Origin of the sequence: Campylobacter concisus, from assembly GCF_902460875.1 — a bacterium.
Taxonomy (GTDB): Bacteria; Campylobacterota; Campylobacteria; order Campylobacterales; family Campylobacteraceae; genus Campylobacter_A; species Campylobacter_A concisus_AA.
On record NZ_CABPVR010000010.1, the window covers coordinates 94,542 to 106,027 of the forward strand.

The following is an 11,486-nucleotide window of genomic DNA, read 5'->3' on the forward strand; positions in this document are numbered from 1 at the left end:
TTTTATTTAGCTTTAATAACTCCAAGTACCGCAACACGGTCAGCGTCAATGATAGTAACGCCTTTAGGAGCTGTGATATCACGAACCAAAATCGTATCATCAATGTCAAGTTTGCTTACATCAACGTCAAATGAATTTGGTAAATTTTCAGCCGTGCATTTTACACAAAGACGTCTTTTTGATTGGATCAAAACGCCCTTGTTTTTAAGACCAATAGGTGTTCCAACTGGCTTAACTGGGATCATATATTTTGATAAAACGCCTGGAAGTGCTACTTTTAGATCTACGTGTTTAAGATCGCTTGTAACAACATCTCTTTGGTAATCAACAATAACGACATTATAAACTTTTCCGCCTACTTTTACATCAAAAGCAAGGCTCTCTTTTTTGCGTGCTTCTTTAATAAAGTCATTTACTTTAAAAGCAGCCGCAACATTCTCTAATCCCTTGCCATAAATGTTGGCGATTAGATAACCATCTCTTCTCAAAGCCTTCGCAGACTTCTTACCGATACTCTCTCTAACGATACCCTCTAACATCGTTTTCCTTTCATAAAAAATAGGTGCTGATTTTATCTAATGCTTTATAAATTTCACATAAAGCTTATTAAATTTCTTTAAGCGCGATCACTTCTGGTTGATCTTGTTTGCTTTGAGATTTGCCAAAATTTACACCATTTTAAAAGCTAAAGCCTGCCACATTTCAGCTTTTTATCTTAAGCTGCAAATCGCCCCCCTGTTGCTAGCATTATCAAGCGCTACTTCGGCACTAATTATCTTTTTTCATAAAGTTCAAGCAGGTGCTGATCAAAAGTTTGCATGCCGTAAGTATTTTTTGACTCAGCTATGGCAAGATCGATCTCGTCAAATTTCTTTTCAGATATGAGCTCTTTTATGCGGGTATTTTTTCTCATGATCTCGACTGCTGGGCGTCTTGTGCCAAAAAGCGTCTTAACTAGCCTTTGCGAGATAACGCAAGCAAGCACTGAAGAGAACATAAGGCTGACCTTATCTCGCTCGCCTTGTGGGAAGCTATTTACTATTCTATTTACGCTCTCTTTTGCATCAAGCGTGTGAAGTGTCGAAAGCACCAAGTGTCCAGTCTCTGCAGCTCTAATGGCAGTCTCAATCGTCTCAAGATCTCTCATCTCACCAACCAAGATGATGTCAGGATCTTCTCTTAATGAAGCCATTAGCGCATCTGAGAAATTTAGCGCATCTGCCCCGATAGAGCGCTGATTTATTATGCTTTTATCGTCGTTAAATACGTATTCGATCGGATCTTCGATAGTCACGATGTGCGATCTTTTTGTTTGGTTGATGAAATTTATCATGCTTGCAAGCGTTGTCGTCTTGCCACTTCCAGTTGGGCCAGTCACTAGGATGATGCCACGAGTGGTCTCTGTGCAAATTTTTTCTATCACGCTTGGTAAATTTAGATCTTTTATGGTTGGGATTTTCGTTGGAGTGACACGAAAGACAGCAGAAATTCCATTTATCTGCAAAAACATATTTACGCGAAAGCAGTACTCATCATTTAGTTTATAAGAAAAATCTATATCTTTTTTATCCATAAACTCATCAAATTTAGCCCCCAAAAGCTCTTTTGCGATAGCTACTGCGTCACTTGGGTCTAAATTTTCTTCGCTAAGTGGCATGATCTCGCCATTAAATCTGCCATAAACAAGGCTTGCAGACTTTAGATGAAGATCGCTGCCGCCTTTATCCACTAAAGAGCACAGATATGAGTCTAGGTCTTTTTTGGTCATTAAAGCGATTTCATAATGTCATCAAATGCTGCAACAAACTGCTTTAAGCCGTCATTTAAAAGCTCTTTATAAGTAGCATTTATATCGATCTCATTATTTTTTATGATGTGAAAAAAGCTTGAGATATTCTCTTTGCTAGTGGCATTTTTTGCCTCAGCTTTTTCTTTTATAAATTCTTTTATCGTCTCTATTGGAGCTGTGTTTATAGAGTTTTTATACATTAGTTCTTTAACGTAATAATCCCCTCTTAAGCCACCGCCTTTTACGCCAGTGCTTGCAAAAAGTGTTCTTACGTTTTCTAAGCCAAAATCCTCAATGATATGATAGATATTTGCAGCGTTCATTATGCCGATCTGTCCTGTTGGTAGGCTTTTTGCAGACATTGTCTCATCAAGCTTTCTGTCAAATCTACTAACAAAAACGCTGATCACACCTTTTGGCATCGTCGTATCCACAAAGCGGCCTGCATAAGCCTTGCTACCCTCTTTAAAAGCCTCTAGGCAGTTTTTAGCCTGATCTGGCGAGAAAATGAGCGTCGCATTTACGCTGATACCTCTTGCCATGAGCGCACTCATCGCTTCATAACCCTCTTTTGTGGCTGGTATTTTTATCATGACATTTGGCATTGAGATAAGGTTGTGAAGCCTGATGCCCTCTTCTATCGTCGCAGCTGTTTCGCCACTTAAATTTGGATCAACCTCGATGCTAACAAAGCCATCATCGCCATTTGCGTAGTTTTTTAGCATTTTACATGCGGCGATCTTGATATCTTGGGTCGCTAAAATTTCATAAAGATCTTTTGGGTGACGCTTGTTGCTATTTTGTATGATCTGTTTGTAAGCAGGTGATGCAAAAACTGTTTTAAAGATAGTTGGGTTGCTTGTAGCTCCGTTGATAACGCCTTTTTCTAGTAAAGAGTTGAATTCGTTTTGTAAAAAATCTCTCTCTATAAAGTCACACCAAAGAGAAAATTTAGCTTCATTGTCATACATTTTTTCACCTTATAAAATTTAAAATTTCACGCAGATCCTTGACATCCACGCAATGCGTCGCCTCTTTTTTTAAAATTTCTTTCGCACAAAAGGCAATTTTTAGATCACATTTTCTAAACATAGACACATCATTGGCTCCGTCGCCAACGCACATGATCTCACTTTTATCTAAATTTAATAGCCCCTTTAAGCGATCTATCATCTCGCCTTTTGAGCTACCAAACATCATCTCTCCGCCAACTTCACCTGTTAAAATTCCATCTTTGTGGTGCAAGATATTTGCAAAATTTGCATCAAATTTAAGTTTTTCTTGCATCTTATCAGTTGCGATGTGAAAACCACCACTAAAGACCACAACTTTTATGCCTTTTTGCTTTAGCGCAGCTATAAGCTCATTAGCTCCTGGCATGATGGGTAAATTTTTACAAATTTCATCCGTTTTTGAAAGTGGTATTCCTTTTAAAAATTTTACTCTTTTTGTAAGACTTTCAAAAAAATCAAGCTCACCGTTCATCGAACGCTTAGTTATATTGGCTACTTCTTCACTAGCATTATTAGCGGCGGCGAGAATATCTATCGTCTCGCCGTCCATTATTGTAGAGTCAAAATCAAAAACACAAAGTTTTATCAAGCTATACCCTAAAAATCACGTTTCAAAAGACTTTCGACCTTTAAGATCGTAAGGATATTTTGGTCGCGCTTTCCGATACCATAAATCATGCCTTTGTCTTTTACTAAAGTCTCTGGTGGCGGATCGATCCTATTGCGGTCTATTCTAATAGCCTCCGTCAAGCGGTCTATCACAAAACCAGCGATATTATCCGCGTCTTTCATAACTATATATCTTGTGCTTGGGCTTTGTTTTGTGACATTTAGTGAAAAACGCTTACGCAAATCAATAAGCGGAATAACATTTCCACGTAGGTTAAATACGCCAAGAACATAATCAGGTACGCTAGGAACACGTGTATATTCAATAGGTTTGATTATCTCTTGGATATTTAAAATAGGTATTGCGTACTCTTCCTCACCGACAACAAATCCTACTAGCTGAACTATATCCTCATTATTTTTTAACTCAGGATCATTCATTTGCTGTTTTTGTTTACTTAAAACTTGATTTAGTTTATTGTTCATCCCTTACCCCTAAGCTAATTTTATATTCTTTCTAACGACATTTTCTAAGTACTCGGCTGAATATGGTTTTGTAATATACTCAGTCATTCCAACTTCTACACCACGCAATCTATCTGTTTTTGACGTCCTTGATGTAACAGCAATAAGTGGTAAATTTCTATACTTAGAGTATTTTCTAATTTCGCCAGCTAGTGTATATCCATCCATTCTTGGCATCTCAATATCTATCAAGATCGCATCAAAGGAGTGCTCTCCAGATTTTACGATATTTAATGCCTCAACACCGTTTGTGGCTTCTATTATTGTTACCCCGGTTGGTTCAAGTGCTTTTTGCATGATAGTTCTATCCATTTTTGAATCATCAACTATCAAGACTTTATAATCGCTCGGTTTTTCCTTTGCTTTTGTGCCATCTTCTATTTCGGCCCTAATGTCTACCTTGATATCTTTTGCCATTTCCATCATAGCACCAACATCAATAATCAATGTCACACGGCCATCGCCTCTAATAGTCGCACCGGCAATACCTGGGATATTTTGTAAATAATCACCCATTGATTTAATAACAATCTCTTCTTGTCCAACCAAAGTATCGACGATAATACCTAGTTTTGCTTCAGCAACACCGATTATTACGACATAAGTTTGATCTCCACCATCAAATGCTTTTTCTACACCAAATACATCAGAGAGTCTAACAAGAGATAAGACTTCATCTCTTAGCCTTAGTACATTTTTGCCATCGATCGTGTAGATATCATCAATCGGCACGCGAACAGTTTCAAGAACGCTAGCAAGTGGAATAGCATAAAATTCTTCTTGCGTTCCAACAAGTAGCGACTGAATAATCGCAAGCGTGAGTGGAATTTTAAGCTTCATAACCGTGCCTTTTCCAACTTCACTTTCAATATCAATGATACCATTTAGCTTTTCAATATTTGTCTTAACAACGTCCATACCAACACCACGACCAGATACGTTTGTAACCTTTGCTGCAGTTGAAAATCCTGGTCTAAAGATAAGGCCAAATGCCTCTTTTTCGCTCATCGCATCAGCTTCGCGCTCAGTGATGATGCCTTTTTCTATCGATTTAGATTTAAGCATGTCAGCATCTAAGCCTTTACCATCATCAACTATCTCAACAACGATGTGGTTGCCTTCATTGTAAGCTTTTAGCTGAACAAGGCCTTTTTCTGGCTTACCTGCTGCCTTTCTTGTCTCAGGATCCTCGATGCCGTGATCGCATGAATTTCTGATGATGTGAACTAGTGGATCGCCGATCTCTTCTACGATTGACTTATCAAGTTCAGTCTCTTCACCTGAAATTTCAAGATCGATTTGCTTACCAAGATCGCGACTAAGATCGCGTATCATACGTGGGAATTTATTAAAGACTTTTGCTATTGGAAGCATTCTTGTCTTCATAACTGCAAGCTGAATATCAGTCGTTACCAAGCTTAGACTTGAGACTACTTGATTTAACTCTTCAAGGAATTTCTCACCCTCATATCTCTCTTCCACGTCATCATAAATTTTTAATAATCGGTTTTTACCAAGAACAAGCTCACCAATTAGGTTCATTAAGTGGTCAAGTCTTTTTACCTCAACACGTATAGTTTGTTCCTGAGCTACTGCACCGCTACTTGCCGCTGGGACCTTCTTATCTCCGTCTTTTTCTTTGCTCTCTGCTTTTGCAGCTGGAACTGAAGTGCTACTTGCAGCTGGGGCTATCTCGCTAGGAGATTTTGGAGCTATACCTTTTGAAGCACGCCTTGCTTGATCCTCAGCCTTTCTAACCTTTAAGAGTCTTTCTATCTCAGCTTCAACTTCTGAATCACTTAGCTTTGAAAGCTCAGCATCACTTATCTCTGATGCCTCTTCGGCAGGCGCGGCTGGCTCTGGCTCTTTTGCCGGTTCTGATGCTGGCTCAGCTACTGGCGTGGCAGGAGCTTCAGGAGCTGCTGCTGGAGCCTCACCTTCAGAAATTTGAGTAAGTCTTGCGCAAATGTTTTTAATATCAATGCCAGCAGCTGTATCATTTCCATGATCTCTAATGCTGCTTAACAAACCTTTCATCATATCAACAGACTCAAGAACTACGTCCATAATGTCTGGAGTGATCTTTAGCTCGCCTTTTCTAGCTTTATTTAAAACATCCTCCATATGGTGAGTAAGCTCTGTTAAAACATCAAAATTTAAAAAGCTTGAGCTACCTTTTACTGTGTGAGCAACACGGAAAATTCTATTTAATAATTCCAAATCTTCAGGGTTTGACTCAAGTTCAACAAGGTCATGATCTATCTGCTCAATAAGTTCGAAAGCTTCTATTAAAAAGTCTTCCATTATTTCTTTCATATCATCCATGTTTCACCTCATTTTGCAGATTTAGAATGTGCTTCAATAACTTTTAGCACTTCTTGATAAAATATGCTTGCATCAAATTTTGTAAGATACGCCGCACCACCAGCTTCTTTGCTCTTGATTTCGCTAAAATCATTACTCAATGAGGAGTTAAATACTATTGGTACTTCTTTAAATCTTTCATCGTTTTTAAGAGTTGAAGCAAAGCGGTATCCATCCATCTGTGGCATTTCGATATCACTTAAGATAACTCTAAGCTCTCTTGATAAGTTATCTCCATATCTTTGATAAAGCTCTTCCATTCTCTCCAAGCCCTCAACGCCGTTTTTGGCCTCAACTACGCTAAGCCCCATCTTCTCAAGTGCGTCTTTTACTAGTTTTCTAGCAGTCGAGCTATCATCTAAAACTAAAGCAGCACCTTTTAATTTTTGATCGTCTGTTACATCAAAATCGATCTTTGGTGAGTAAATTCCAAGCTCTTCTACTATGCTTTCAAGATCAAGAATAAGTAAAACTTCATCATTTTCTATTCTTGTTACACCTGTTATTTTGCCTTTATCTAAAGCGCCAGAACCTGAAGCAAAATTTGCAGGCTCGATATCTTTCCAGCTTATACGCCTGATCCTTTTTGCCTCATGGACGATAAAACCGATCAAAATACCACTAAACTCAGCAATAATAACACGTGGCTTTATAACTACGCCTTCGGTTGGCTCGATAATATTCATCCATCTTGCCAAATTTATGACAGGGATCACCACGCCCCTTAAATCAAAAATTCCCTCGATATACTCGGGAACGCCAGGAAGCTCTGTAAGATTTGGCATCTTAATGATCTCCCGCACCTTTGCGACATTGACTCCGTATATTCCTTCATATACTTTGTTTTCGGTCTTTTTAAAGATACGAAAATCAACAAGTTCCATCTCGTTTGAGTCCGTTTTTAGTACGTTATCTCCAAACATCAATGTCCTTTCAAACTCATTTTGAGCAAATTTAATTTTTGCTGGGCGTATTCTACAACAAAATAACTTTGCTCGCATGCAAAACAAGGTAAATTTATATAAAACTTATCGTAAATGTTAAATTGCTCGCCTTGATGATAGTGTCCTTCTATCACAATGCCGGCCTTATATCCTTGCAAATGCTTGCTCATTAGCTCCTTAAAATTAGGAATTTTATAGTCTAAATTTTTCTTAGTAAGTTTGGCTAGTATCGCTTTTGATATTTTAAAATTTAAAAATTTATCCAAAGCATTCATAAATTTTAAAAACCATTTTACTCGCAAAAATCTAAGCGCGTATTTATCTACAAAAGGTAAGAATATATCGCCATGCGCGATCTGAACGCGTTCTTCATTGATCGTTTTGAAATTTGCTGGCTGATCGTAAATATCATAAACCCTAACTCTTTTATAACGCAGCATCTCACGCCCATCCCAAATTTCTCTTGTTTTATTAAATAAATTTGAAAGTCTAAAATCGTGGTTGCCCTCGAAGTAAACAATTTCTACCTTTTGTGAAATTTTATTTATAAGGCTTAAGTGCTCAGAGTAAAATTCTCTTGTATATTCGCCCTCGCCCGTTAGAAAGTCAAACATATCGCCTAACAAAAAAATTTGTGGCGGCTCTTTGATATCACCACTATCAATGGCTCTTAAAAATTTCAAAAAGCCATTTCGGTTTACGTTTTCATGTGCATCAGCTAAAAAGATCGCGCCCTCTTTTATAACGGGGGCATATAGATATTCGCTCAAATTTTACCTTAATTAAAAATTAGCAGAGCCAAAAAGCAGTTTCTAGCTCTTTGCATCATCTTTTTAGTCAAATTTTATAGGCTTGTAGCAAATTTTTACGATCTCAACGTCGCTTCTGCCTTTTGGTAAATTTAGCACAACTTCATCGCCCTCAGCCTTACCCAAAAGCTGCTTTGCAAGAGGTGAGTTTATCGAGATATAGCCTTTGTCGATGTCGCTTTCACTAATGCCAACTATCGTATATGTGTGCTCTATTTCGGTTTCCTCGTCCATTATCGTCACACTTGAGCCAAATCTAACTCTATCATGCTCATAGCTACTTGGATCAATCACTTCGGCATTTGCTAAAAGTGCGCTAAGCTCAGCGATCCTAGCATCTATAAAGGCTTGCTTCTCTTTTGCAGCGTGATACTCGGCGTTTTCTTTTAGATCACCGTGGCTTCTTGCGATATCTATCTCAGTTACGATTTGAGGACGCTGTACTAGCCTTAGATCCTTTAGCTCAGTTTCTATCTTCTCATATCCGTGCATTGTCATTGGTTCACTCATTTTTTACTCCATATTTTTTAAAATTTTTACTACATTTTTACTACTGCCATGCCCTAAATAAGCCCTTAGTTCATCACAGCCTTTTAAGAATTTCTGCCTGTCGCAATCCTCATAAGCTCTAAATAAATTTTCAGCCGTTGCAAATTCTTGGATAAACTCCTCATGAAGTGGCTCTTTACCCATGAAGTCAAACATTATATTTGCAAGTCCTGCGTGCTTGATCTTTACAAATTTTCTAGCGATGAAAACGTCTATCGCTTTTGCCTTATATGCTAGCACAAATGGCGTGCCAATGAGCGCTGCTTCAAGCGTAGCAGTACCTGAGCAAACAAAAGCAAAATCGCTCTCATACAAAGCTTCTGGCGTGTTTGAGACGACCTCAAAATCGCTTACATCGCCATAAATTTCGCCCACTTTATCAAGCAAAAATGGTGGCACAACAAGCAGCCTTTTTGCTTCTATCTTTTTAGCAAGCTCTCTATAAACTGGCATAAGTCTTGAAATTTCAGACCTTCTTGACCCCGGCAAAAACGCCACTTTGCCACTGCTACTTAGACTAGTTTTCTTAAGCTTTATCTCATCCATCAAAGGATGTCCCACGTAGGTCGATCGGCTATAAAATTTCGCATCAAATGGCAGGATCGAAGCAAGGTTGTTGCAATACTTCTCAACCGAGCTCACACGCTTTGGCTTCCACGCCCAAACTTGCGGCAAGATGTAGTATGTCACGGCTACTTTTGCACCAGCCTCTTTTATCGCCTTTGCAAGCGGCAGGTTAAAGGCTGGGCTGTCGATAAGTAGCACTGCATCAACCTCTTTTGCCATCTGGCTCATCACTTTCACTGCCTTTTTTGCTTTAAAAATGAGCGGCAAAACCTCGACAAAGCCCATCGCTGAAAACTCGCTACTTTTCATATATGGTGTGCCAAGCTCTTCGCTAAAAATTCCCATTAGCTCAAATTCGCCCTCAAAATTTTTTAAAATTTCTTTCAAATGCAAATTTGCCGATGGTTCAAGAGCGGAGACTAAAATTTTCATTTACACACTTTCATCAGGTCTTTTTTTGGGGGCATTATACGCAAAATTTCTTTAAAATTTTAAGAAAGCTGTGATAAAATCCAACCCTTTAAAGGATAAAATTTGAAAGAAATTTTGATAACAAATGACGATGGATTTGAGGCAACTGGCTTACTTGCCTTAAAAGAAGCTTTAAGCGAGCTAGATGGCGTAAATGTCACTATCGTAGCTCCAAGCTCTGAAAAGTCAGCCTGCGCTCACTCTTTGACGCTCACAAGGCCACTTAGATTTATAAAACTTGATGATAACTTTTTTAAACTCGATGACGCAACGCCCAGCGACTGCGTCTATCTCGCACTTCACGCACTTTATAACAAAAAGCCAGACCTAGTGATAAGTGGTATAAATCACGGAGCAAATTTAGGCGAAGATATCACCTACTCTGGCACGTGCGGAGCGGCGATGGAGGGGGTTTTGCAAGGCATTAGAAGTATCGCTTTTTCGCAGTTTTATGCAAATAATTCACTAAATGAACTTGGCTTTGAGCTAGCAAAAGAGGTCGTGAAATTTATCGTTCCAAAGGTACTAAATGATGAAATTTCGCTAAATCAAAGAGAATTTCTAAATATAAATATCCCAGCCGTAACAAGCAAAAATTTCAAAGGCTACTCCGTCGTTCCAGCTGGCAGACGCACCTACGCCACGCATGCTACGCTTAATCGCAATCCAAGAGGCATCGAGTACTACTGGCTTGGAAACGCCGCACTTGAATATGAAAAAGGCGAGCCAAGCGACATCAGCAAGGTAAATGAGGGCTTTGCCACGATAACGCCCATAAAATTAAATATGACTTCGTATGAGAGTTTGGAGGGCTTAAGGGGGAAATTTGATGCAAAATGATAGATTTACGAGGATAAGATGGCTCTTTGGCGAGGATGGTTTTAGCAGGCTTCAAAACGCAAAAGTGCTAGTTTGTGGAGCTGGTGGTGTGGGTGGAATGTGTGTGGATGCGCTTGCTAGAAGCGGGGTTGGACACATCACTTTAATCGATAAAGACATCTTTGACGTGACAAATCAAAACCGCCAAATTTACAGCGAAAACGTGGGCGGCATAAAGGTGGAGGAATTTGCCAAAATTTATCCTTGCATCACGCCTATGCAGACGCTGATCACGCCTGAGTTTGTCGCTGGATTTGACTTTAGTAAATTTGACGTGGTGATCGACGCGATCGATGATATCACCGCCAAGATCGCCCTTGCAAATGCGGTAGATCCTAGCAAATTTATAGCCTCTATGGGTGGGGCAAAAAGGGTTGATCCAACCAAGATAAAGGTGGCTAGCGTTTGGAAAACCTCGGTCGATCCGCTAGCTAGAAAATATAGATATGAGCTCAAAAGATCAGGCTTTAGCGGTAAATTTGACGTGGTCTTTTCGGTTGAAGAGCCACTTTGCAAGCCACTTGGAAGTTTCATGGGCGTGACTGCTTGCTTTGGACTAAATTTAGCTTCACTGGCTGTTAAAAAAATAGTTGGACAGTAAGTCAAGAATTTATTCTTCGAGTAAAATTTCAAATTAGAGCTGGCATTTTTGGATATAAATTTAATAGCCAGCTCTACAAAACACGAATTTAACAATCCAAGATGAGAATCTAGCAAATTTTAAAATTTATAAGCGAGTAATTTCGGCTCTAAAATTTGAGCTAAGCGGTAAGCAAAGCCAAGATTTTTAATCGAAACACTAACCCATAAGCCCTAAATCTTGGCTACAGCGTGGAAATCGCTTTTTTTAGTAACAGGGGCTTATGGAAATTTTATAAAATCAAAAGAGAAAAACGAAACAAGACAAGGTAATTTCTCTTTGATCTTATAGAAGTATCATACAAATTTTAGTAGTCAATTCTTGCGA

At 38.9% G+C, this 11,486-nt stretch carries 12 protein-coding genes; 2 read left to right on the forward strand and 10 right to left on the reverse strand.

Annotated elements, in window-relative coordinates; genetic code table 11:
• Positions 1-2: 2 nt before the first annotated feature.
• The 10 genes from F3H01_RS07675 to lpxB all read right to left on the reverse strand — a co-directional run bounded on the left by F3H01_RS07675 (position 3) and on the right by lpxB (position 9,601).
• Positions 3-539: a 50S ribosomal protein L25/general stress protein Ctc gene (locus F3H01_RS07675; protein WP_002939542.1), complete on the reverse strand. Its 537-nt coding sequence runs from the start codon at positions 537-539 to the stop codon at positions 3-5.
• A 233-nt stretch (positions 540-772) separates the two neighbouring features.
• On the reverse strand, positions 773-1,768 hold the full coding sequence (locus F3H01_RS07680) for a type IV pilus twitching motility protein PilT (RefSeq protein WP_223155393.1): 996 nt from the start codon (positions 1,766-1,768) through the stop codon (positions 773-775).
• Positions 1,768-2,760: a transaldolase gene (locus F3H01_RS07685; RefSeq protein ID WP_149725367.1), complete on the reverse strand. Its 993-nt coding sequence runs from the start codon at positions 2,758-2,760 to the stop codon at positions 1,768-1,770. Before F3H01_RS07685 ends, F3H01_RS07680 begins: the two co-directional genes overlap by 1 nt.
• A gap of 4 nt (positions 2,761-2,764) precedes the next feature.
• Positions 2,765-3,391 (reverse strand): phosphoserine phosphatase SerB, encoded by a 627-nt coding sequence (serB, locus tag F3H01_RS07690; RefSeq protein ID WP_149725368.1) that lies wholly within the window; start codon positions 3,389-3,391, stop codon positions 2,765-2,767.
• Positions 3,392-3,399: 8 nt separating this feature from the next.
• Positions 3,400-3,897 (reverse strand): chemotaxis protein CheW, encoded by a 498-nt coding sequence (locus F3H01_RS07695; RefSeq protein ID WP_149725369.1) that lies wholly within the window; start codon positions 3,895-3,897, stop codon positions 3,400-3,402.
• Between the two features lie 9 nt (positions 3,898-3,906).
• Positions 3,907-6,261, reverse strand: coding sequence for a hybrid sensor histidine kinase/response regulator (locus F3H01_RS07700; RefSeq protein ID WP_149725370.1), 2,355 nt, complete (start codon positions 6,259-6,261; stop codon positions 3,907-3,909).
• 8 nt (positions 6,262-6,269) lie between these two features.
• The gene (locus tag F3H01_RS07705) at positions 6,270-7,223 is read right to left on the reverse strand and encodes a chemotaxis protein (protein ID WP_054197033.1); all 954 of its coding nucleotides are present in this window, start codon (positions 7,221-7,223) and stop codon (positions 6,270-6,272) included.
• The gene (locus F3H01_RS07710; protein ID WP_107788170.1) at positions 7,223-8,014 is read right to left on the reverse strand and encodes a UDP-2,3-diacylglucosamine diphosphatase; all 792 of its coding nucleotides are present in this window, start codon (positions 8,012-8,014) and stop codon (positions 7,223-7,225) included. The genes F3H01_RS07705 and F3H01_RS07710 overlap by 1 nt, the downstream gene beginning before the upstream one ends.
• Before the next feature lie 63 nt (positions 8,015-8,077).
• On the reverse strand, positions 8,078-8,563 hold the full coding sequence (gene greA, locus F3H01_RS07715; RefSeq protein ID WP_107709928.1) for a transcription elongation factor GreA: 486 nt from the start codon (positions 8,561-8,563) through the stop codon (positions 8,078-8,080).
• Positions 8,564-8,566: 3 nt separating this feature from the next.
• On the reverse strand, positions 8,567-9,601 hold the full coding sequence (gene lpxB, locus F3H01_RS07720) for a lipid-A-disaccharide synthase (RefSeq protein WP_149725371.1): 1,035 nt from the start codon (positions 9,599-9,601) through the stop codon (positions 8,567-8,569).
• Between the two features lie 102 nt (positions 9,602-9,703).
• Here lpxB and surE point away from each other — a divergent pair, with 102 nt between their 5' ends.
• Together surE and F3H01_RS07730 are read left to right on the forward strand one after the other, a co-directional pair.
• Complete coding sequence (surE, locus tag F3H01_RS07725; RefSeq protein ID WP_149725372.1) at positions 9,704-10,480, forward strand: 5'/3'-nucleotidase SurE; 777 nt, start codon at positions 9,704-9,706, stop codon at positions 10,478-10,480.
• Positions 10,470-11,120 (forward strand): tRNA threonylcarbamoyladenosine dehydratase, encoded by a 651-nt coding sequence (locus F3H01_RS07730; RefSeq protein WP_149725373.1) that lies wholly within the window; start codon positions 10,470-10,472, stop codon positions 11,118-11,120. The genes surE and F3H01_RS07730 overlap by 11 nt, the downstream gene beginning before the upstream one ends.
• Positions 11,121-11,486: the final 366 nt, after the last annotated feature.